Source organism: Streptomyces sp. NBC_01089 (assembly GCF_045162975.1).
Classification (GTDB): domain Bacteria; phylum Actinomycetota; class Actinomycetes; order Streptomycetales; family Streptomycetaceae; genus Streptomyces.
This window is the reverse complement of the sequence record NZ_CP108660.1, coordinates 741,515-765,044: the sequence shown is the minus strand read 5'-3', so window position 1 is coordinate 765,044 and position 23,530 is coordinate 741,515. Positions and strand designations below refer to the sequence as shown.

General features: G+C 71.7%; 15 protein-coding genes. 5 read left to right on the top strand and 10 right to left on the bottom strand.

Translation table 11 applies throughout. The features are described from left to right. Nucleotides 1-118 precede the first annotated feature (118 nt). The gene (locus OG510_RS03445) at nt 119-1,441 is read left to right on the top strand and encodes an ROK family protein (RefSeq protein WP_406135156.1); all 1,323 of its coding nucleotides are present in this window, start codon (nt 119-121) and stop codon (nt 1,439-1,441) included. Nucleotides 1,442-1,593: 152 nt separating this feature from the next. Here the strand turns inward: OG510_RS03445 and OG510_RS03440 are convergent, their stop codons facing one another. The 4 genes from OG510_RS03440 to OG510_RS03425 form a co-directional block, all read right to left on the bottom strand. Next, on the bottom strand, nt 1,594-2,103 hold the full coding sequence (locus OG510_RS03440; RefSeq protein WP_406135155.1) for a hypothetical protein: 510 nt from the start codon (nt 2,101-2,103) through the stop codon (nt 1,594-1,596). Between the two features lie 540 nt (nt 2,104-2,643). Next, nucleotides 2,644-3,018: a PadR family transcriptional regulator gene (locus OG510_RS03435; RefSeq protein WP_406142293.1), complete on the bottom strand. Its 375-nt coding sequence runs from the start codon at nt 3,016-3,018 to the stop codon at nt 2,644-2,646. A gap of 68 nt (nt 3,019-3,086) precedes the next feature. Beyond that, nucleotides 3,087-3,869, bottom strand: coding sequence for an SAM-dependent methyltransferase (locus OG510_RS03430; RefSeq protein WP_406135154.1), 783 nt, complete (start codon nt 3,867-3,869; stop codon nt 3,087-3,089). A 185-nt stretch (nt 3,870-4,054) separates the two neighbouring features. Then, on the bottom strand, nt 4,055-6,514 hold the full coding sequence (locus OG510_RS03425; protein ID WP_406135153.1) for a glycoside hydrolase family 3 C-terminal domain-containing protein: 2,460 nt from the start codon (nt 6,512-6,514) through the stop codon (nt 4,055-4,057). Nucleotides 6,515-6,673: 159 nt separating this feature from the next. Between OG510_RS03425 and OG510_RS03420 the strand changes: the two genes are divergently transcribed. After that, complete coding sequence (locus OG510_RS03420) at nt 6,674-7,936, top strand: transglycosylase family protein (protein WP_406135152.1); 1,263 nt, start codon at nt 6,674-6,676, stop codon at nt 7,934-7,936. Here the strand turns inward: OG510_RS03420 and OG510_RS03415 are convergent. The 6 genes from OG510_RS03415 to OG510_RS03390 all read right to left on the bottom strand — a co-directional run bounded on the left by OG510_RS03415 (nt 7,906) and on the right by OG510_RS03390 (nt 15,011). After that, complete coding sequence (locus OG510_RS03415) at nt 7,906-8,994, bottom strand: DMT family transporter (protein ID WP_406135151.1); 1,089 nt, start codon at nt 8,992-8,994, stop codon at nt 7,906-7,908. The two genes, OG510_RS03420 and OG510_RS03415, sit on opposite strands and share 31 nt — an antisense overlap. A 158-nt stretch (nt 8,995-9,152) precedes the next feature. Then, nucleotides 9,153-10,163, bottom strand: coding sequence for an ABC transporter permease (locus tag OG510_RS03410; RefSeq protein ID WP_406142292.1), 1,011 nt, complete (start codon nt 10,161-10,163; stop codon nt 9,153-9,155). 5 nt (nt 10,164-10,168) lie between these two features. After that, a complete protein-coding gene (locus OG510_RS03405; protein ID WP_406135150.1) occupies nt 10,169-11,131 on the bottom strand; it encodes an ABC transporter permease in 963 nt (320 codons plus the stop codon). Beyond that, nucleotides 11,124-12,635, bottom strand: a complete 1,512-nt coding sequence (locus OG510_RS03400) for a sugar ABC transporter ATP-binding protein (protein ID WP_406142291.1) — start codon at nt 12,633-12,635, stop codon at nt 11,124-11,126. The genes OG510_RS03405 and OG510_RS03400 overlap by 8 nt, the downstream gene beginning before the upstream one ends. A 23-nt stretch (nt 12,636-12,658) precedes the next feature. Next, nucleotides 12,659-13,747: an ABC transporter substrate-binding protein gene (locus OG510_RS03395; RefSeq protein WP_406135148.1), complete on the bottom strand. Its 1,089-nt coding sequence runs from the start codon at nt 13,745-13,747 to the stop codon at nt 12,659-12,661. A gap of 202 nt (nt 13,748-13,949) precedes the next feature. Beyond that, nucleotides 13,950-15,011 (bottom strand): LacI family DNA-binding transcriptional regulator, encoded by a 1,062-nt coding sequence (locus OG510_RS03390; RefSeq protein WP_406135147.1) that lies wholly within the window; start codon nt 15,009-15,011, stop codon nt 13,950-13,952. Between the two features lie 132 nt (nt 15,012-15,143). Between OG510_RS03390 and OG510_RS03385 the strand changes: the two genes are divergently transcribed. From OG510_RS03385 to OG510_RS03375, 3 genes are all read left to right on the top strand, one after another. Next, nucleotides 15,144-17,774 (top strand): PA14 domain-containing protein, encoded by a 2,631-nt coding sequence (locus OG510_RS03385; RefSeq protein WP_406135146.1) that lies wholly within the window; start codon nt 15,144-15,146, stop codon nt 17,772-17,774. A gap of 130 nt (nt 17,775-17,904) precedes the next feature. Beyond that, on the top strand, nt 17,905-21,036 hold the full coding sequence (locus OG510_RS03380) for a discoidin domain-containing protein (protein ID WP_406135145.1): 3,132 nt from the start codon (nt 17,905-17,907) through the stop codon (nt 21,034-21,036). A 115-nt stretch (nt 21,037-21,151) separates the two neighbouring features. After that, complete coding sequence (locus tag OG510_RS03375; RefSeq protein ID WP_406135144.1) at nt 21,152-23,494, top strand: GH92 family glycosyl hydrolase; 2,343 nt, start codon at nt 21,152-21,154, stop codon at nt 23,492-23,494. Nucleotides 23,495-23,530 lie beyond the last annotated feature (36 nt).

The window sequence follows — 23,530 nt, the reverse complement described above, 5'->3', positions numbered from 1 at the left end:
GGCTGCGTTCAGGATTCGAACGGCCTTCACGACTTAATTCAGATCGTGAGTTAAGTAGTGAGAGAAGGTCGCGTCAAGAGCTTTCACAGGGGTATGTTGCCTACCGGGAAGGAGCCACATGGCTGAACAGAGCAGACGAACTGTGCGTGACCTGCGGCGCGGCAACCGCGCCGAGGTATTGCAACGGTTGTATTTCGACGGGCCGCTCAGCCGCCAGGAGCTCGGCACCGCCACCGGTCTGAGCTCGGGTTCGATCAGCAATGTGGTCGCCGAACTGGCCGCGGACGGACTGCTCGAAGAGGCCGGAGTGGTCGAGTCGGAGGGCGGCAGGCCGCGCACCCTGCTGCGCGTCGCCCCCGCGAGCGGCCATCTGATCGGGATCGACGTGGGGGAGACCCGCGTCCGGGTCGAGCTCTTCGACCTCTCCCTCGGTGAACTGGCGCGCGCCGAACGCCCGTTGGCGCACCACGGCTATGACGTGGACCGGATCGTCGGCCATATCCGCGCAGCCGTCGCCGACGTACTGCGGGACGGGGACGTGAGCGCGGACCAGCTCGTCGGAGTCGGAGTGGGAGTCCCGGGGATCATCGACCGGGGCGGCTCCGACGGTGTCGTCGTACACGGGCAGACCGTCGGCTGGGACGCCGTCCCACTGGAGGCCATGCTCCGGGAGTCGGCCGAACTCCCCTCCTCCGTACCGTTCTTCATCGACAACGGGGCCAAGACCCTCGGCCAGGCCGAGATGTGGTTCGGCGGCGGGCGCGGCGCGAGCGACGCCGTCGTGGTGCTGTTCGGCTCCGGAGTGAGCGCGTGCATCGTCGTCGACGGTGAGCTCTACGGCGCGGACAGCAGGGCCGTCGAATGGGGCCACACCACCCTGCGGGTCGGCGGACGGCGCTGCCGCTGCGGTTCACCGGGCTGCCTGGAGGCGTACGTGGGCGCCGAGGCCATCCGCGAGCGGTGGCTCGAGTCGGGCGGGCCCGCGGCCGCTGCGGCCGACGAGGAAACCGCTCTCGCCACCCTGCTCGCAGCGGCGCTGCCGGCCGCCGGGGGCCTCGCGGGCGACACCGCGGCCGCCGGCCTGCTGGACGAGACCGCCGAGTACCTGGGGGCGGGCATCGCCGACCTCATCAACCTCTTCCGCCCCGAACGGATCCTGGTGGGCGGCTGGGCCGGACTCCTGCTCGGCCCCGCGCTGCTGCCCGCCGTACGCCGGTACGCGAAGGAGTACGCGATGCACCACCCGGCCGAGCGCGTCACCATCGACCTGGGCACGCTGGGCGCGGACGCGGTGACGCTGGGGGCGGCCACGCTGCCGCTGGCCGACTTCTTCGCCCGGGGCGGCAGACACCGCAGACACGATGCGCAGGACCCGGGGGCCGACCCTGCCGCCCTGCTGGGGCAGGGGAGTTGGCGGCCTGTGGTGGTCGAGCGGCGGTAGGCCGGGCGCCTCGCCGCCCGGCCTCGCTGCCAGGCCCCGAGGCCCCGCGCTGGCGGGCGCTGGCGGGCGCTGCCGGGTGCGCGGAGCGTCGGCGGCCGGGGCCTCAGGCGTGCGGGGCCTCAGCCGTAGCGGGGTCTCGGCCGTGCGGGGTCTCAGCCGTGCGGGAGGGCTCTGGTGGCCGTGGACGTCGTACGGGCGAGCAGGCCGCGGGTGCCGCTGACCGTCAGTGTCACCACCAGTACGGTCAGGGCCGTCGCCTGGATCCAGCCGCCGACAACGAGAGCGCGCGGGGCCTGCGCCGACGCCAACAGGGCCAGCAGGGCGCAGCGTTGGGCCAGTACAGCTGCGGCGAGAACCGCCAGCGCGAGAGGCAGGGCGGGCTCCGCGGTCCCCGCCCCGGCCCGCGCCGACCGGATCCGTACGACCCACCAGGCGGCCCCGGCCACGACCACGGCGGTACCGCTGCCCCAGACCGAGTCCGCGCCCTGCGGCCACGCCACCGTCGAGCCGCCCATGAGCACACAGGCGCCCAGGAGCGCTGGACCGGCCGGGGCGAAGGGCAGCCGGGCGGGCAGGGCGTCCGAGTGGTATCCGCACCGCACGGCCGCGACCGTCAGCCAGGCCGTGGCCGCCGTCACCACCGTCAGCGCGGACGGCGCCATGTCCGGCCCCCCCGCCGTTCGGCCGGCCGGCGAGAGAGGACAGCCAGGGCGCCGCGGCGAGCAGGGCGAGCACGAACGCGGCCCGCCGGCGGTCCCTGAGCAGCGCCGCGTACGCCACCGGCCAGGCGAGCGGAAGCGCCCAGAGTAGGGCCTGCACCACCCCCATGAGTACGCCGTCACCGGTGAACGCCCTCAGATAGTCCGCCCGGTCCTCGGGACCGGCCCCGGCGAGCCAGGCCGCGGGCAGGGCCCGCTGGACGAGGGCGTCGGCCGCCAGCAGCCCCACGCTCAGCAGGGCGAAGAGGCGCACCGCGGAGCCGATGGCCGCATAGCGCGGCGGGGATCCCGCGCTGCCGAGCCTCGTGCGGACCGCGAGGGCGGCGATGCTCGCCACCTCTCCCCAGGCGGGGCGTGACAGATCCTGGTCGGCCTCGTCCATGTCGTCCAGATAGGTCTCGACCATCTCCTCCTCGCGCTCGGCCCGGTAGTACGCGGGCAGCAGCCGCAGCACCGTGCGGTAGCGCTGTTCGAGCAGTGTGGTCATGCGCCACCTCCGGCGAGGCCCGGGCGTCCCGGCCGGGCGGTGGGCTGCGGGCGGGCGTCCGCAGGGCGGTGGGCGGCCAGCCGGCCGGCCGCGGTACGCGCCCCGGCCGCCATCCGCGCCGCCTCGGCCGAGACCGCGGCGGCGCCGTCGTCGGTGAGCGCGTAGTACCGCCTGAGCCGGCCCTGCTGGACCTCCTCGCGGTCCAGCTCGATGAGCCCGTCGGCCGCCAGCCGGTCCAGTACGCCGTACAGCGTCCCGACCCGGAGCCGGACATCGCCGTCGGAGAGCTCCTCGACCTCGCGCACGATGCCGTACCCGTGTCTCGGCTCGTCGATCAGGGCGGTCAGTATGAAGAACGCGGCCTGGGTCATGCCTCGGGAAGCCATGAGGGTCATGTTATATCGGCTTCCGATATATAGCGAGGCGCGAGCCGTGTCGCCTACGGCACGAGCCCCACGCCGACATAGCCCGGATACGGCGTGAGCTCGGGGGCGGGCGTGTCCTTGTACCACTCGGGGCCCGTCACCACGCCCGGCTCCACCAGGTCGAGCCCGCCGAAGAACCGCTCGATCTCGGCGCGTGCCCTGGGGCGGAAAGGGATCTTGCTGGAGTAGGTGTTCGCCACATGTTCCTCGGCCTCGGGGAACGCGTCGAGGCTGGCCTGCGCGAGGATGAGGCAGCTGCCGGGCGCCAGCTGGGCGACCAGCTCCCGCACGATCGTGTGCGGGTCCTCCTCGTCGAGGATGAAGTGCATGACGGCGATCAGCGACAGGGCGACCGGCCTGCTGAAGTCCAGGAACGTACGGGCGTGTTCGAGGATCAGCTCCGGCTCGCGGATGTCGGCCTCGATGTAGTGCGTGGCGCCCTCGGGGGAGCTGACCAGCAGGGCCTCGGCGTGGCGCAGCACGATGGGGTCATTGTCCGCGTACACGACCCGGGCCGCCGGGACGATCTCCTGGACGATCTGGTGCAGATTGGGCTCGGTGGGGATCCCGGTGCCGATGTCCAGGTACTGGTCGATGCCCCGGTGCGCGGCCCAGGCGACCGCGCGGTGCATGAACGCGCGGTTCTGCTCCGCCCCGACCCGGATGAAGTCGGCCAGCTTCTCACCCAGTTCACGGTCGACGAGATAGTGGTCCTTGCCGCCCAGCAGATAGTCGTAGACGCGCGCGGGGTGCGGCTTGCTGGTGTCGATCTGGTGCTTGGGGCTGCCTGCCGTCATGGGTGCTCCGTTGCGGTCCGAACGTGGCGGGAACGAGCGGGGCGGGCGGCGCGGCCACGGCGCTCACACACCGCGCGGCCTCCCGTCCCCCTCTCGGAGTCTGTCACTTCCCCGCCGGTGGGTGCCGGTACCCGGACGCGGTACCCGCGGCCGGGCCGGGGCGCCGCGCTCAGGCCCGGTACGCGTCAGAGCAGCGCGCTCGCCACGGGCGCGGTCACCGGTACGGTCACCTCCGTCATGAGCGGCAGATCCCCGGCCGACCGACCCGCGTACACCGTGAACGCGCCCGGCTCGACGCACCAGCGCCGCTCGTCGACGGCCCAGTGGCGCAGGGCCCGCCAGGACACCCGGACGACCGCGTCCACCGCCTCACCGGGCCGCGCCCGCACGGCGGTGTGGCCCGCGAACCAGCGGACCGGGCGCTCCAAGGCCGACGCCGGGCGCGCCAGATAGAGCTGGACGACCTCGCGCCCCTCGCGGCCGCCCGTGTTGCGGACCCGTACCCGTACGTCGAACGAGCCGTCGGCCGACACCTCCGCGGGGGCGTCGACCCGCTCGTACTCCCAGCTGGTGTAGCCGAGGCCGTGGCCGAACCAGTAGGCGGGCGCCACCGTCCCCCGCAGCCAGGCCCGGTAGCCGATGTGCAGGCCCTCGGTGTACCGCAGCGCACCGTCGCGGGGTGTGGTGGTGAGCACCGGTACGTCGTTCTGCCGGGCCGGCCAGGTGGTGGGCAGCCGCCCGCCAGGTTCCGCCCCGCCGAAGAGGATGTCCGCCACCGCGTGGCCCCCCTCCTGGCCGGGGAACCAGCCGATCAGCACCGCCGCCACCTCGTCCCGCCAGGGCAGGAGGACAGGGCCGCCCGCATTCACCACCACCACCGTGTCGGGGCGGACCCGGGCCACAGCCCGTACCAGCTCGTTCTGCCCGCCGGGCAGGACGAGCGAGACCCGGTCGGTGCCCTCCGACTCGCTCTCCTCCGTGGTCCCGACGACCACCACGACGGCATCCGCCGCCCGGGCCGCCGCGACCGCTTCGGCCAGTGCGGCGGCGCGGGCGGCGGGTGGCGGGGCGGCGGCGAGGATCGTGGCGATCCCGGTGCCCGGGGCCAGCCCGCGCCGGGCGACGATCTCGGTCTCCTCGCCCGCGGTGAGGGTGATCCGCCCCGACCGGTACGGGGGCGCCACATGGATATGGGTCGGATCATCGCTGTCCGGGGCGAACACGCCCGCCACGACGGTCCGGCCGTCCGCGGTCAGCGAGACCGGGCCGAACCCGCCGACCGCCAGGGTCCATTCGCCGCTCACCCCGGGCCGCAGCAGAGCGCGGATCTCCACCGTGGCGGCGCCGTCGAGCCTGGCCGGTTCCACGATCCGCCCCGACAGCCGGTGTTCCGCGTGCAGTACGGCCCCCTCCGCGTCCAACAGGCGTACGAGAACGCCCGGTTCACCCGTATCCGGGTTCCGGATCAGCTCGCCGGTGAGCGGCACGGGCCCGCGCTCCGGCGGCACCCCTGGCGCATGCGGCACCCGCGCCCCCGGGCCGAGCGCCGCACGGATCCCCTCCAGCGGGGAGACCACGGACGCGGGGAAGACCTCGGCGCTGCCACCGCCCTGGATACGGGGCTCGGCGGCCCGCGGCCCCAGCACGGCCACGGTCCGCAGGCCGTCAGGGTCGAACGGCAGCACCTGCCCGGCGTTGCGCACCAGTACCGTCCCGGCCGCCGCCGCCCGGCGCAGCAGCGCACGCCGCCCGGCCTCCGGTACCACCGGACGCCACACCGGCGGCGGTGTGCCGAGCGCGCCCACCCGGCCGGCCAGCCGCAGCAGTCTGCGCACCTTGTCGTCCACCGCCGACCGCGCGACCGCCCCTGTCCGTACGGCCGCCAGCAGCGCGTCCCCCCAGGCGCCGTCCGGGCCCGGCATGGCGAGGTCCTGGGCGGCCCGCGCGCTCTCCACGGTGGTGCGCACCGCACCCCAGTCCGAGATCACCACGCCGTCGAAGCCCCACTCGCCCTTCAGCGGTTCGGCCAGCAGCGGACTCGCCGACATGGTGGTGCCGTTGACCCGGTTGTACGCCGACATCACCACCCACACACCGGCCTCGACAGCGGCTTCGAAGGGGGCCAAGTACACCTCGCGCAGGGCCCGTTCACCGACGCGGACATCGACCGTGAGGCGGTCGGTCTCCGTGTCGTTGGCCACGAAGTGCTTGGCCGTGGCGGCGACTCCGCCCGCCTGCACGCCGCGGATCAGCGCGGCACCGACCAGGGAGGTCAGCAGCGGATCCTCGGAGCAGCACTCGAAGTGGCGGCCGCCGAGCGGTGTCCGGTGCAGGTTCAGGGTGGGCGCCAGCAGCACGTCCACGCCTTTGTGCCGGGCCTCGGCGGCCAGTAACCCGCCCAGTTCCGCGGCGAGTTCCTCGTCCCAGGCGGCCGCGACGGCGGTGGGGGACGGCAGTACCAGTGAGGTCTCCCGTTCGTCCCACGACTCGCCGCGCACCCCCACAGGTCCGTCGGACGTGACCAGCGCCCGTAGCCCGGCAGCCGGTTCGGCGTGGGTCCGCCAGCCGGATGCGCCGGTCAGCAGCCGCACTCCGGCCGTCAGGTCCACCGCGGCGACCAGGGTGTCCAGCTCTTCTTCCGTCATGAAGACCCCTCCGCGCCCACCACTTGGAGAGCGCTCTCCCGTAGGGGCTCCAAGGTTACGGTGAACACGCGCTCTTGTCATTCCCTCCACAACCGCCTTACTTTTGCGCCCTGCGACGTGCCCGGAGGGCGTGTCCGACACGCGAGTGGGGGAGCCGTCATGGCCGCATCCGGTCGTCATCGCCGTTATGAGCCGAGCCGGATCAACCGTGCCTCGCTCGCCGTCACCGCCGGCGGCGCCGGACTCGCGCTGCCGCTGCTCACGGCCGGATCGGCCGGCGCGGCTTCGGTGGACGTCTGGGACAAGGTGGCGCGCTGCGAATCGACCGGCGACTGGCAGATCAACACGGGCAACGGCTACTACGGCGGGCTCCAGTTCAGCCGGTCCACCTGGCAGGCGTACGGCGGTGGCGTGTACGCACCGCGGGCGGACCTGGCGAACGAGCGGCAGCAGATCGCGGTCGCCGAGAAGGTGCTCAGGGCGCAGGGGCCCACCGCCTGGCCGGTCTGCTCGGTACGGGCCGGGCTCAGCAGGGACGCCGCCGCGCCGCGGCCCGCCGGACGGACCGGGACTCCGAAGGCGGCGGGGCGCGAAGCGGCACCGAAGCCCAGGACCGCGGAGCCGCAGCACACCCCGCACCCCGCATCCGCGAGTCACCCGGAATCCGCGAGACCGGCGGCCGCCGCTCGCGCCGCGCACCCCGACGCCTACACGGTGGTCAGCGGTGACTCGCTCTCCGGGATCGCCGAGGCCGAGAAGGTCGACGGCGGCTGGCAGCGGCTGTACGAGGGGAACCGTACGGTGGTCGGCGCCGACCCCGACCTGATCATTCCCGGCCAGCGCCTGACCATCGGCGGGCAGCAGCAGAAGAAGGCCGGCGCCGGACACACAGCCGCCCCTGCCGGACACGCGGCCCCTTCCGCCGGACACACGGCAGCAGCGCACCCGAAACCCCACCGGACGGCGCCGCCCGCGCAGCACCACGCCACGGCGCCGCCCGCCAAGCGCCACACCACCGCGCCGGCCGCCGCAACATCCGCCCTGGTCGCGCCCGTGCCAGGGCACCACACCACGGCGTACCGCGCCTCCGGCGGTTCCTGGTCGAGCGGCCACCACACGGGCATCGACTTCCCGGTCCCGACCGGTACTTCGGTCAAGGCGGTCGCCGCGGGCTGGGGCGGGGCCTACGGCTACCAGGTGGTCATCCGGCACGCCGACGGCCGGTACACCCAGTACGCCCATCTGTCCGCACTGACGGTCCGGATGGGCCAGAACGTCCGGCAGGGGCAGCGCATCGCCCGCTCAGGGGCCACGGGGAACGCCACCGGCCCGCATCTGCACTTCGAGGCGCGGACCGGGCCGGACTACGGCAGCGACATCGACCCGCTGGCCTATCTGAGGGCGGGCGGCGTCGCCGTCTGATCGCCCTTCCTCGGCCGCCGCGCGGGCGCCGCCACCAGGTGCGGCGACGGCCCGCCGGGTGGCGGGACCTGGGCCGCGGCCGGCCGGTCCTGTGAGCCGCGCTGCTCCCCGGGTCCGCGCTGCTCGCCGGGTCCGTGCTGCTCCTTGGAACCGCTCCGCTCCCCGGGTCCGTGCTGCTCTTCGGAACCGCTCCGCTCCCCGGAACCGCCCTGCTTCCCGGAGTGCGGCCGGTCCGCGGAGAGCCGCTCCGTCGTCAGCAGGATCAGCCCGCCCGCCGCCACGACGCCGCAGGCGAGCGCCAGCACCTCACCGGTCACCCCGTAACGGAACTCCTCGCCGAAGAGCGTGACCCCGATCGCCGCCGCCAGGACCGGATTGACGACGGTGACGGTGGCCAGCGGCGCCGCGAGTCCGGCTCCCCGGTACGACGCCTGCGAGAGCAGCACCCCGGTCCCCGCGAACCCGGCGATCGCCAGCAGGCTCAGCCACTCCGCGGTCGGCGCGTGCGAGGTCAGGTCCACGGCGACGGTCTTGGTGAAGACGGAGGCGGCGCCGAAGGCCACACCGGCCGCCGTCGCCAGCACGATGCTCCGCACGACCGGCTTGCGCACCCGCAGGGCGACCAGGAAGAGCACCGCGATCCCGCCGAAGGTCGCCAGCGCCAGTACGGTCCGCTCACCGCCCGGCAAGGTGCTGTTGTCAGCGCCGCCGGTCAGCGCGAGCAGCCCGGCCAGACCCACGGTCGCCATGATCGCGCCGCGCCAGGCGGCGGCGCCCGCCCTGCGCCGTACGAACACGGCGGCCATCGGGAGCGCGAAGACGATGGTCAGCGCGCCCAGCGGCTGCACCAGGCTCAGCGGCCCGTAGGCCAGGGCGATCACATGCAGGCCCGCTCCGACGCCGTTCAGCGTCATCGCGGCCCACCAGCCGCCGTGACGCAAGGGTGCGTACGGGCTGCCGGGGGTGGCCGCGGCGACGCGTTCCTGCACGATGGCCCCGGCCGCGTACGCGACCGCGGAGACCAGCGACAGCAGCACGGACAGCGCGAGGGCACTCATGTTTCAACGATCTCTCCTTTCGGCCGGAATGTCGTCGTACCCAGGCACCGAATCCTTCGTACTACCAGAGCAGTACACGGCTGCACGCCACGTAGTACTCGCGGCGGTCGTGCGGGCGGCCCGAATCCGTCCGGTGCGCGGCCCCGCACCGGACGGCGTCACAGCATCCTGCGGCGCCTGCCCAGCCAGGTCTGGGCAATGACCACGGCCGCCAGGAAGGCACCGCTGACCACCTGCTGATACGCGGAGTCCAGCGAGCCGATCTGGTTGATGACGTTCTGGATGACCTTCAGCAGCAGCACCCCGACCAGCGAACCGCTGATGAAGCCGAAGCCGCCGGTCAGCAGGGTCCCGCCGATGACCACGGCCGAGATCGCCTCCAGCTCCATGCCCGAGCCGAGAATGGTGACACCGGAGACCAGCCAGGCGGCGTTGAGCGCGCCCGCGAGCCCCGCGCAGACCCCGGAGAGCGCGTACACGGTGGTCTTCGTACGGGCGACGGGGGCGCCCATCAGCGCGGCCGCGTCCTCGTTCCCGCCGACCGCGTACACATACTGGCCGAAGCGGCTGCGCCGCAGCACGACCGCGCCCAGCACGAAGAGCACCACGGTGATCCAGACCGGCACCCCGACGCCGAGCAGCTTGTCCTGGCCGAGGTGGGCGAAGAACGACGTGTCGTCGACCAGGTAGGTCGTCGCGCCCTCATGGGTGATCGCCAGCAGAATGCCGCGCGCGGCGAGCAGGGAGGCGAGGGTCACGATGAACGGGGCAAGCCGGGCCCGAGCGATCAGCAACCCGTTGACCAGGCCGATCAGCCCGCAGACCGCCACCGGGAGGAGCAGCGCCACCAGGGTCCCGTACCGCGAGCCCCAGGCGCCGAGCACACCTCCGAGCGCGAAGAGCGAGCCCACCGACAGATCGATCCCGCCCGTGATGATCACGAAGGTCATACCGAGGGCGACGACGGCGAGGAAGGCCGATGAGACGGCCATGTTGCCGAGGTTGTCGGCGGTGAGGAAGGTGTCGAAGCTCAGCGAGGCCGCGATCACGGCGACGACCAGCGTCACCAGGGCGCCGTGCTGCTGCGCGACGGCGCTGATCCGTTCCCCGCGGGCCGGTCCGTCCGGCTCGTCCCCTCCGGTCGGCCGACCGGTTCCGATGGTCTGCACGGCGGTCACGGCTTCCCCCGTTCCCGTGCCGCGTACACCGCGAGCACGATCACCACGGCCTGAGCGATCTGCGTCCAGGACGGCGGCAGATCGTGCTTGATGAGCGTGGCGGTGAGCAGCTGGATGAGGACGGCCCCCGCCACGGTGCCGCCGATCCTGACGCGGCCGCCGCTCAGCGGCGTACCGCCGACGACCACCGCGGTGATCGCGGAGAGTTCCATCAGAGTGCCGAGCGAGGTCGGATCGCTGGCCTGCAGCCGCGCCGACGCGAGGACGCCCGCGACGGCGGCCAGCACCCCGGAGCAGACATAGACCAGGATCAGCACCCGCCGCACCGGAAGCCCGGCCAGCCGCGCGGCCGGCCGGCTGTCACCGATGGCCAGCAGCTGCCTGCCGAAGGTCGTACGCCGCACGGTGAACGCGACGATCAGCGCCAGGGCGGCCGCGATCAGCACCAGGTACGGGATGCCGAGCACGGCCCCCGAGCCGAGCGACGCCATACCGGGGTCGTGGATGTCCTTCAGCTGGGGGAGCAGCACGAGGGCGAGTCCGCGCCCGGCGACCATCAGCGCCAGTGTCGCGACGATGGGCTGCACACCGATGAACGCGATCAGCGCACCGTTGGCCACCCCCACCACGATCCCGCCGACGACGGCCGTGATGAGCGCGATCCACACCCCGTAACCGAGATAGAGCGAGACCAGCGAGGTCGAGAGCGCCATCACCGAGCCCACGGAGAGGTCGACGCCCTCACTGCCGATCGCCAGCGCCATCCCGAGCGCCACGATGAGGACGGGTGCGACCTGCACGGCCTGGGTGCGGAAGTTCTCCGCGGACAGGAAGTGCGGCGTGAAGGCGATATTGGCCAGGATCAGCACGGCCACGCCGGCGTACACCCCGTACTCCTGGAGGAGCCGCAGCAGCCGGTCGCGGTCGTACGAAGTGCGCCGCAGCGCCAGGTCAGTCATGGTCCCCGCCCTTCGCGGCGATGGCCCGGAGCAACTGCTCCCCGGTGACGGCGTCACCGGACAGCTCCGCCACGACGGCGCCGTCCCGCAGGACGACCACCCGGTCGGAGCCCTCGATCAGCTCCTCCATGTCGGACGAGATCAGCAGCACGGCCAGTCCGTCCCGGGCGAGTTCGTCGATGAGTTTCTGCACCTCGGCCTTGGCGCCGACGTCGATGCCCCGCGTCGGCTCGTCGAGCAGCAGCACCTTGGGCCGCATGGCCAGCCAGCGGGCGAGCAGCACCTTCTGCTGGTTGCCGCCGGAGAGTTCGCCCACTTTCTGGTGCGGGCTCGCGGCCTTGATCCGCAGCCGCGCCATGAACGTCTCCACGATGCTGTCGATACGTTTCTCGTCGACCAGACCGAAGCGCGAGAGCCCCGGCAGCGCGGCGAGCGCGATGTTCTCCCGGACCGAAAGGCCCGGCACGATGCCCTCGGCCTTGCGGTCCTCGGGCAGCAGACTGATGCCCGCCCTGATGGCCGCCGGGGTGGATCCGGTACGGACGGCGCCGCCCGCGACGCGCACCCGGCCCGCGTCGGGCGCCAGCGCGCCCGCGATGGCCTTGGCGGTCTCGCTGCGGCCCGAGCCGAGCAGCCCGCCGAGCCCGACGACCTCACCGGGCCGGATGGCCACCGACACATCGCTCAGGACATGGCGGACCGTCAACTCCTCCGCCAGCAGCACGGGTTCCGCGTCATCCGCATGGCCTCCGGTGAACTTGGTGAGGCCCTCGCTGCGTACCTCGCCCATCTCACGCCCGAGCATCAGCGAGACCAGCCGCAGCCGGTCCAGCTCGGCGATCGGCCCGCTGTGCACGACCTTGCCGTCCCGCAGCACGGTGACCGTGTCGCAGACCTCGTACAGCTCCTCGAGGCGGTGACTGACGTAGATCACCGCGATCCCGCGCTCGCGCAGCATCCGGATCACCCCGAACAGGGTCCTGACCTCGGCAGGTTCGAGCGAGGACGTCGGCTCGTCCATGATGACGACCCGCGCGTCGACCGAGACCGCGCGGGCCAGCGCCACCATCTGCTGGGTGCCGACGCCGAGTGAACGCAACGGTCTGCGCACATCGGTCCGTACGCCCAGCGAGCGGAGCGCCTCGTCCGCCTCACGGTGCATCCGGCGGAAGTCGATCAGCCCGATACGGTTACGGGGTTCGCGGCCCAGGAAGAGGTTGCGGGCCACGCTCAGCAGCGGGACCAGGTTCACCTCCTGGTAGATGGTGGAGATCCCGGCGTGCTGCGCGGCGAGCGGCGTGGCGAAGGAGACCGCCTCACCGCGGTAGGTCAACTCCCCTTCGTCGGGCCGGTAGACGCCGGTCAGCACCTTGATGAGGGTGGACTTCCCGGCGCCGTTCTCACCGATCAGCGCATGGACCTCACCGGGCCGCACCGCGAAGTCCACCCCGTCGAGCGCACGGGCGCCCGGGAATGTCTTGGTCAGACCGGTGACGGACAGCACCGGCGGTTCCGGCGCCCCCATGCTCAGAACGCCTTGCCGATGTCGGACTTGGCGTTGTCCTTGCTGTACTCGCTGTCCTGGATGATGATGTCCTGCGCGACCGGCTGGCCCTTGGTGAAGTTGTCGAGCGTCTCGAAGGCGAGCGGCCCGAAGCGCGGGTTGGACTCCACGTCGCCGCTCATCCAGCCGTCCACGATCTGCTGGACGCCGTTGCGTGTGCCGTCCACCGTCACGATCTTCACCGCGCCGGCCTTCTTGCCCGCTCCCTTGAGCGCGTTGACGGCGCCGAGGCCCATCTCGTCGTTCTCCGCGTAGATCCCGGCGATATCGGGATTCGACTGGATGAGCTGCTCCGTGACCTGCTGGCCCTTCTCGCGGACGAAGTCACCGGTCTGCTCGAAGACCACCTTGAGCCCGGGGGCTTTCGCCTTCAGCTCGTCCTTGAACCCCTTGGTGCGTTCGGTGGTGACGTTGTTCCCCGCGGAGCCCAGCAGAATGGCGAGCTTCCCCTTGCCACCGGTCGACGCGATCATCCGGTCGGCCGCCCGCTTGCCCTGCTGGACGAAGTCGGAGCCGATGAAGCTCACATAGTCCTTGCACGGAGTGGCGTTGATCTTGCGGTCCACGGTGACGATCGGGATGTGCTTCGCCCGCGCCGTACGGAGCACCGGGCCCCAGCCGTCCGAGTTCAGCGGGGCGATGACGAGCAGGTCGGCGCCCTTGGCCAACAGGTCCTGGACATCGCTGATCTGCTTCGAGAACTGCGACTGGGCGTTGGCGGTGAGCAGCTTCAGGCCGCGCTTCTTGGCCTCGGCCTTCATGGACGCGGTCTCGGCGATCCGGAAGGGGTTGGCCTCCTTCTCGGACTGCGAGAAACCGATGGTCGCGCCCTTGATGTCGAGCTTCTTGCCGCCGAACTGGCTGATCGTGCAGCTCTTGGCGTCGCCCGCGGACGGAGTGGCGACGACCTGGCCCGAATCGCCCTTGCCGGACGACGCGGAGGTGTCCTTGGCACCGTCGTCCTCGGACTTGGCGCAGCCGGACGCGAGCGCAAGGCTCGCGGCGAGGCCGGTGGCGAGAAGGGCTTTGCTGGTGGTACGTCGAAGGAGCATGGTCGGATTCATGGCGTCCCCAGATTTGGCGCAGGCCCGTGGCTACGAGGCACGGGAGGCGGGCTCGTACGAGTCGACTCAGCGTTCCGGGGCACTTTTTACAACGTTAGAAGGGTCCTGTAAACCCTTCGCGTACCTGACAACCGATACCGGTGCCGATGCCGGTGCCGACAGCGGTGCCGATACGGGTCCCGGTACCGCGTCACCGGCGCCCCAGCGTGCTCTCCCGCTCCACCAGCCGGAATTCGGCGATGAGTTCACGCCCGGCGGGCCCGTCGGCCGGCTGCTCGGACCGCCGGTCAGGGCCCGTCTCAGCACCCTTTTCCGGGCCCTGGAGGCCCCCGATGACCGACTCCACCGCGAGCCGCGCGATGGACTGCTTGTCCGGCGAGACGGTGGTGAGGGTGACCGCGCCGAACCGGCCCTCCGCGATGTCGTCGAACCCCACCACCGCGACGTCCCACGGCACCCGCAGCCCCCGCTCCGACAGCACCCGCATCGCACCGACCGCGACCAGGTCGTTATAGGCGAAGACGGCGTCGGGCCGCTGCCCCGAGTCCAGCAGCCAGGCCATCGCCTGCGCCCCGTCCCCGCGGTCCCAGCCGCTCGTCGGCGCCACCAGTGTGTCGGGCGCCGGCAGCCCGGCGGCGGTCAGCTCATCGCGCCAGCCGCGAAGACGCAGCTGGGCGGGGAAGTTGATGCGGTCGGTGCGCGCGCCGAGATACGCGATACGGGTGCGGCCGAGCCCGATCAAATGCCGCACCGCCCGGCGGGACGCCGCGACGTTGTCGATCGCGATGTGGTCGTACGGCAGGTCGTACTCACGCTCGCCGAGCAGCACCAACGGGGCGTCGTGGCTCCTGCTGCGCAGGTCCTCGGCCTCCAGCTCGATGGGGGAGAGGATCAGCCCGTCGATGACCCGTCCCCGGAACCCCTGGCTGACCAGGATCTCCTGTTCGCGCTCGCCCCTGGTGTGGTCGAGCAGCACCGTGTAGTCGTGCTCGGCCGCCGCGTCGATGACGGCCCCCGCGAGTTCCGCGAAGTACGGGTTGCCCAGCTCGGGCACGGCGAGGGCAAGGATGCCCGTCCGGCCTTTCCGCAGGTGGCGTGCGGTGAGGTTCGGTACGTAACCGAGCTCGTCGATCGCCGCCTGCACCCGGGCCCGCATCGCGGGTGTGACGTGCTGGTAGTTGTTCACCACGTTCGAGACGGTCTTGATCGAGACGCCCGCGAGCCCGGCGACGTCCTTGAGGCTTACGCCCACTGAGTCTCCCCTCCGAGTGGTCATGCCCTGGACAGCAGGCAGGAGTCGTGCTGTCATGCCAACTGCCGTTCCTTCCAACGTTGTACAGACTGTTGCAACGAGCCGCCACCCTTCCTCACCAAAGGAGGATCCGTGCGCACCAGAAGAAATCTGGCCCTACTCCTCGCCGCCGTCACCGGCTTCGCGGGGCTCTCCGCGATGCCGGCCGCTTCGGCCGCGTCCACACCCGCTCCGGCCGCGTCCGCACCCCGCGCGTCCACTGTCACCGCCCATGGTCTGAAGGGGGAGTACTACACCCAATCGGCCCCGGGCGCCTTCGACTTCGGGCAGCTCAAGGCCACCGGGTTCGACCCCGACATCGACTTCCCCACCTTGGAGTCACGTCTCCAGTCGGCCACCGGGCAGTCGGACAACGACAGCGTCCGCTGGACCGGGAAGATCGTCCCGGAGAAGACCGGCGCCCACACGTTCTCGATGATCGGCGACAACGGTTTCCGCCTCTGGATCGACGGGAAACCCGTCATCGACCACTGGGTCGACGACTGGGAGAAGGAACAGACCTCCCAGCCGGTCGAGCTGACCGCGGGCAAGGCGTACGACATCAAGGTCGAGTACTTCGAGCACGAGGGCGGTTCCGACCTCCATCTGAAGTGGACCCCGCCGGGCGGCACCAAGACACCGGTCCCGCAGTCCGCGTTCCGGCTGCCGGACGGGTACGACTACGACGGGGCCATCGCCGCCACCGTCCAGAAGTCCGGCCGCACCCTCAAGCTCGACTTCGCGCAGCAGCTCGCGCCTCCGCCCGCCGGCCTCGCGGGCCATCTCGACGCCGAGATCGGCGGCGCGACCTGGCCGCTGGGCGCCGTCAAGGCCGACCCGTCCGACGCGCACAGCCTCACCGTCGCGCTCAAGGAGCCGGTCGTCGGCAAGAAGGGCGGCGGTGCCAACGGTCTCGCGGACATCCGCTACGACGGACAGGGCGGACTGAAGGGCCGGGACGGCAAGGCGGTCGGATCCTTCTGGTCGAGCGGCGCCAACAACTCCGAGTACGAACTGCGCACCAAGTGGGCCGACGACGTCAGCTCCTCCCACGCGCACCCCGAGTACCCGAGGCCCCAGCTCACCCGGGACGACTGGCAGAACCTCAACGGCAGCTGGCAGTTCGCCGCGGCCAAGGCGGGCGAGAAGCCGCCGGTCGGCAAGAAGCTGGCGGAGAAGATCCTGGTGCCGTACCCGGTGGAGTCGCAGCTCTCCGGGGTGGAGCGGCACGAGGACCGGATGTGGTACCGGCGTACGTTCACCGTGCCCAAGGGCTGGAAGGTCGGCTCGGGCAAGCGGCTCCAGCTCAACTTCGGCGCGGTCGACTGGCAGGCCGATGTGTACGTCAACGGCACCAAGGTCACCGAACACAAGGGCGGCTACGACAAGTTCAGCGCGGACATCACCGACGCGCTGAAGCCGGGCCGCACCCAGGAGGTGATCGTCGGCGTCTACGACCCGACCGACACCAAGGGCGGCGAGAACCCGCCGATGGGCAAGCAGCGCCAGGACCCGAGCGGCATCTGGTACACCCCGTCGTCCGGTATCTGGCAGACCGTGTGGATGGAGCCGGTCGCGGCCGACCACGCGGACTCGCTCAAGCTCACGCCGGACGTCGCGGCGCAGAAGGTCGCCGTCGACGTGCAGGGCGTCCGCGCCGGGGTGCCCGTCACGGCCACCGCGTACGACGGGAAGCGCAAGGTGGGCACCGCCACCGGCCGTACCGGTAAGGCGCTGAACGTCCCGGTGCCCAAGCCGCACCTCTGGTCGGCCGACGACCCGCATCTCTACCAGCTCAAGGTCACCGTCGGCTCGGACCGGGTCGGCAGCTACTTCGGGATGCGCTCCATCGCGGTCGAGAAGGTCAACGGCACGCCGCGCACCGTGCTCAACGGCAAGCCGGTCTTCATGATGGCCACCCTCGACCAGGGGTTCTGGCCGGACGGCCTGTACACAGCGCCGACCGACGAAGCCCTCGCGTACGACCTGAAGATGCACAAGGCGATGGGCTTCAACGCGGTCCGCAAGCACATCAAGGTCGAACCGGACCGCTGGTTCTACTGGGCGGACAAGCTCGGTCTGATGGTGTGGCAGGACATGCCGGCCATGGAGGCGGGCACCAACCCGTCGCCGGCCGCACGCACCGAGTACGAACACGAGATGAAGCAGATGATCGACCAGCACAGCAGCCATCCGTCGGTCGTCATGTGGGTGACGTTCAACGAGGGCTGGGGCCAGTACGACGAGGCGCGCATCGCCGACCAGGCGAAGGCGTGGGACCCGACGCGGCTGGTCAACAGCATGTCCGGCATCAACCTGGGAGCCGACGGCGGCACCGGCGACATCATCGACGAACACGGCTACCCGAGCCCGGCCCTCCCGGCACCCGACGGGAGACGCGCGCTGGTCAGCGGTGAGTACGGCGGACTGGGACTGGCTGTTCCCGGGCACGCCTGGGCGGTCCAGCAGTCGTACGTCGCGGTCGACCCGGCCACGTACACCGACGACTATCTCGCCAAGCTCGACGAGGTGCACAAGCTGGCCTGTCAGGGCAGCAACGGCGCCGTGTACACCCAGATCTCCGATGTGGAGGGTGAGTTGAACGGTCTGCTGACCTACGACCGGAAGATCGTCAAGCCCGATGTGAAGCGGGTCAAGGCCGCCCAGGACGCGCTGATCCACGACGCGTCGCAGGCGGTTCCGGCAGGGTGCCCGGCCTCCTGACCTGTCCGGGTGCCCGGACCGCGCGCGGCCCCGGGCACCCGGAGCATTCCGGTCGGAACTCTTGACGCGAGCCCGACAGGAACCAACAATGATCGCGTTCTGACAACGTTGTCCAAGGAGGCGGAGCGGCTTGCCCCACCACCCGTACGAGCTGAGCCGGCGCCGTTTCGCCCAACTCCTCGGTCTCTCCGCCGCACTGACGGCCACCCCACTGGTGACGGGCGCCCCGCCCGCCGCAGCCGAACCCGCGCATCCGCGGCATCCGGACGCGGTGGCGGAGACCTACTACCGGGTCCTGCTCGACCACACCCGCTGGTCCGAGACCCAGTGGGAGGCGGACACCGGCCACTACACCGCCACCGACTTCGGCTTCGCCGTCGTCCTGGGCAACGCGCTGCTGCTGACGCGCGGCCGCTACGACGCGGACGCCGCCGGGGTGGACGAGGGGACCCTGCGGAAGCGGACCCTCGCCACGATCCGGCACTTCGCCGCGTCCAACCGGCTCACCGGCGGCACCGAATGGGGCCGCACGCTCTTCTTCGACACCACCTTCCAGTCGTACTTCATCCTCGCGGCACGGCTGCTCTGGGCCGGCCTCGACGAGGAGACCCGGAGCCGTGTCGACACCATCGCCCGCGCCCAGGCCCAGTACACGACGGCCCTCGGCACCGGCGACGACCCGGCGTCCGGCGACTGGACCCCGCACGGCTCCACCGGCGGTTTCCGGGGCGACACCAAGCTGGAGGAGATGGGCGTCTACGCCCAGTCGCTCGCCCCGGGGATCGCCTGGGCGCCGCACGACAGCCAACAGGGCGACTGGCGCGCCGCGTTCGGCCGGTGGAGCCGCAACGAGACCGGGCTGCCCCCCGCCGACCTCGCCAACCCGGCACGGGTGGACGGCGTCCCGGTCAGCGACAACACCGCGCAGAATCTGTACGACACCTTCATCGTCGAGAACCACGGCTCGTTCGGCCCGCACTACCAGGCCGAACTCTGGCGCACATCGGGCCGCAACGCTGCCCACTTCCTCACCGCCGGGCAGCCGCTGCCCGAGGTCCTCACCGCCCAGCCGAACGCGGGCCCGCTCTGGGACACGCTGCTCACGGTGATGAGCGACGCGGGCGAACCGCTGATGCCGATGGTCGAGGACCGCGAGCATCTGTACGGCCGCGATGTCATCCCGCTGGCCTTCCTCGCCCAGGTCGCCGGGGACCGGTCCGCGGCCCGCGCCGAGGCCGCACTCGCCGGGCGCCTCCTGGCGTACCAGGCGTATCCGCCGGAGCACCGGATGGCGAAGTTCTCCGGGGAGCCCAAGTACGAGCCCGAGGCCCGCGCCGAGATCGCCATCAGCTATCTGCTGCACGAGTGGCGGGCCCGTACCGGCACCCCGGTGCGCCCGCTGAGCGAACGTGAACTGTTCGCGCGGGCGAGCGGCGCCAAGGACTTCGGCACCGGGCCCGGGCTGCTGGCCCACCAGTCGCCCGGTGCCTGGGCCGCCACCGTCACCAAGCCCGGCTTCGTGAAGTTCGCCTGGCAGCCCGCCCACGACGACTGGCTCTTCGCGCTCAGCGGCCACACCCCGATGTTCCTGCCCGGCAGCGGAGCCACGGTGCGTGCCCGCACCACCGTCACGTACAGCGCGCTGCGCGACGGTTTCGACGGAAGCGCGAGCCTGCTCACCCTGGATTCCGGCTTCGCGGGCATGACCACGCTTCCCTCCGGCACCGTGGTCTACGCGACTTCGGGCACCGGCGCGGGGGAGGGCCATCTCGAGGTGCGGAACCTGACCATGCCGGGCATGCCGGGACTGGACGGCAGCCGCACCTACACCGCGGCGGACGGCGTGGTCACCGTGCCCGCGCAGGACAGCGCGGGACCGGCTCCGGCCTCCGGGCGGACCGATGAACTCACCCTGGAAAAGGGGAAGGTCCGGTATGTCCGGATGCAGGGGATCACCCCCGATCCCGCGTACGGATACTCGCTGTACGCCTTCGAGGTACGGGACGGCGCGGCGGGCACCGACCTGGCACAGGGAGCCACCGCCACCGCGTCGTCCGAGGACCCCGGCAAAGAGGCCGCGCTCGCGGTCGACGGTGACGCCACGACCCGCTGGGCCGTGTCGCGCGCCGACCGGACCCGCGCGGACAGCCGGCTCACCGTCGACCTCGGCGCCGAGCGCGGCTTCGACCGCGTCACCCTGCGCTGGGAGGCGGCGGCCGGCCGCGCCTACACCGTGCAGGGGTCGGCCGACGGGCAGCACTGGACCGACCTGGCCCGCTACCCGCACCCCGACCTCACCAGCGCCGGCGGCTGGCTCTGTGTGGACGGGCGGGCCGGACTCGTCGTACGCGGGGCGCGCAGCCCGCTCGCGGTGTACGGCGACACGGTCGTCCTCTGCGACGGCCCCGCCCAGCCGCTGCTCGTGGAGGGATACCCGTCGGCCGGCGCCGACCGGACCCGCACGGCCGCCGCCAGGACCGCCCCCGCGTCCGGCCGCCCCGACGTCCTGGTCAGCGACGCGGAAGGCTGGCTGAGCCTCTTCAACCTCACCGCGCAGCCGGTCACCACCACGGTCACGCTCCCGCAGGACACCCGCTCGGTTCGCCTCTATCCCGGCGACCAGCGCGTCACGGGGGCGGGCACCGCCTATGCGGCCGAACTCGGCGCGGCGGCGGCCCTCCTGGCACCCGCGCGCCTCACGCTCCGTACGTCCTCGGGCGCACGGGTCCCCGCCGGGCTGCGGGCCGAGGTGACCGACGCGGGCACGGTACGGCTCACCGGCCCGTCCGGCCGGTACACCGTCACCGCCCAGGACGGCCGCGGCGCCCGCGTGACACTGCGGTCGGGACGCCCGTACGAGGTCAGGGTCCCCGGGGCCGCCCGCTATCCGCTCACCGATGCCGCGCTCGGCAGGACCACCTTCCCGACGGCCCCGCTCCCCGCGGGAATGTCGGACCCGGCGGCCGCGGTCGACGGGCAGAGCCACACCTCATGGACGCCGGGTCCCGGCGGCCGGATGGTCGTCGACCTCGGTTCCGTGCGGCCGGTGAGCGCGGTGCGGGCCCGGTGGACCGGCGGCCGTACCCCGGCCGCGCACCTGGAGCTGAGCACCGACGGCACCGGCTACCGGCCGGCGGGTGAACTCTCCCGGCGCGGCCGTGAGAGCACGCTGACCGTGGACGGCCCGGCCCGCTATGTCGCGCTCGACGTCCCCGGCTGGCGGCGCGGCGACGCCACGCTCGTCTCGCTCAGCCTCTCCTGAACAGCCCTTCCTGAAGCCGGCCTCACCTCGGCCCAGCTTCTCCCGACCCGCACGCCCCCGGTCCCGACCGTCACGTACACCCAGGTTCGCCCCTTACCCGTGGAGGTTCCCACCCATGTACTGGACACAACGGCTGCGCGGCGCAGGGACGGCCGTGGCCGCCGCCGCGCTCATCGGCGGGGTGCTCGCCGCGCCGGCGGCCCAAGCCGCGGGCGCCGGGCACGGCGGTCGACTGACCGATCTGGTCAACCCGTTCATCGGCACCGAGAACGAGGGCAACACCTACCCGGGCGCCGCGGTGCCGTTCGGGATGGTGCAGCTCTCGCCGGACACCGGGCACAACACCGGATACGACCACGCCCAGAACGAGATCCGCGGCTTCTCCAGCGTGCATATCTCGGGCGTGGGCTGCGGCCTCGGCGGCGATCTGCCGACCCTGCCGACCACCGGTGACGTCACGGAGACCGACTACGCCAAGTACGCGGCGAAGTTCAGCCACGACACCGAGAAGGCGAGCCCCGGCTACTACAAGGTCGGCCTCGACTCCGGCATCACCGCCGAACTCACCGCCACCCAGCGCACCGGGGTGCAGCGGTACACCTTCCCCGCCACGGACAAGGCCAACATCCTGCTGAACGCGGGCCAGTCGCTGCACAAGACGGTCTCCACATCGGTGGAGGTCCTCGACTCCCGCACCATCCGCACCGCCATCACGGGCAGCGGCTTCTGCCAGGACACCAAGCCGTACACCCTCTACACCGTCACGCACTTCGACCGCCCCTTCACCACATCGGGCACCTGGAAGGACGGCACCGTCACCCAGGGCTCCCGGAAGTCCACCGGGACCGGCGGCAACGGCGCCTGGGTGCGCTTCGACACGTCCAGGGACCGCACGGTCGAGGCCACCACGGCCATCAGCTACGTCGACGCGACGGGCGCGGCCCGCAATCTGCGCGCGGAGGGCGGCAAGAGCTTCGACCGGGTCCACCGCGCCGCACAGGCCGGCTGGGAGGACCGGCTGGACGACGTGCAGGCGCAGGGCGGCAGCGACACCCAGCGCCGGACCTTCTACTCCTCGCTCTACCGGTCGTTCCTCGCGCCCAACATCGGCAGCGACACCGACGGCCGCTACACCGGCTGGGACCAGAAGATCCACCGCGCCAAGGGGTTCGACTACTACCAGAACTGGTCGCTGTGGGACACCTACCGCACCCAGACCCAGCTCCTCTCGCTCCTCGCCCCGCGCGAGGAACGGAACATGGCGATCTCCGTACTGAAGATCGACGAGCAGAGCGGCTGGCTGCCCAAGTGGGGCTACGGCACGGTCGAGACGAACATCATGACGGGCGACCCGGTCACCCCCTTCCTCACCAACGCCTACCGGCAGGGGCTGCTCAAGGGGTACGAGGAGCAGGCGTACCGCGCGCTCAAGAAGAACGCCGACGGTACCCCGCCCGCCGACTCCCCGGCGGTCGGGCGTGAGGCCAACGTCCAGTATCTGAAGGACGGTTTCGCGCCGTACATCAAGGACCGCGCCCATGTGAAGCCCGGTGACTCGGACTTCGACCACGGAGCTTCGGCCACCCTGGAGTACGCGCTCTCGGACGCGATGCTCGGCCAGATGGCCGGCGACCTCGGGCACAAGGCGGACGCCAAGCGCTACGCGGACCGCGCCCAGAGCTACCGCAACATCTTCGACCCCTCGACTGGCTTCTTCCGGGCCCGCGACGAGAACGGGAACTTCACCGGGCCCGCCGACCCGGCGCAGGGCGAGGGCTTCCACGAGGGCACGGCCTGGCAGTACCAGTGGATGGTTCCGCAGGACCTGTCCGGCATGGTGGACCTGATCGGCGGCAAGGACGCGGCCAACAAGCGCCTCGACTCCTTCTTCGCCTACGACCAGCTCCTCGCCGACCCGGCGAAGACGGCCACCGACGTGTGGGTCAACGGCCCGTACGACTACTACAACGCGGACAAGTACAACCCGCAGAACGAGCCCGACCTGATCGCCCCTTACACCTATCTCTCCACCGGCCAGCCGTGGAAGACCACCGATGTGGTGCATGCCGCGCTGACGCTCTTCACGGACACCCCGACCGGTATGACGGGCAACGACGACCTGGGGACCATGTCCGCCTGGAACGTCCTGTCCTCCATCGGCGTCTTCCCGGTCCAGCCGGGCACCGACACCTGGGGTCTGTCGACGCCCGCCTTCCAACGCGTCGATCTGAAGCTCGACCGCCGCTACTACCCGCACGGCGGCTTCACGGTGAAGGCGCCGGGAGCCTCGGACACCGACCGGTACATCCAGTCGGCGGCCGTGGACGGCACGGCCCACGCGAAGACGTATCTCACCACCGACGAGATCCGCTCGGGCCGCACCCTGTCCTTCGACGTCGGCGCCGAGCCGTCCGACTGGGGTACGGACGCCTCCGCTGCCCCGCCCGCCGTCCACTGACCCACTGAGGCTGTGAGCAAGCCGCCCGCCCCCGCC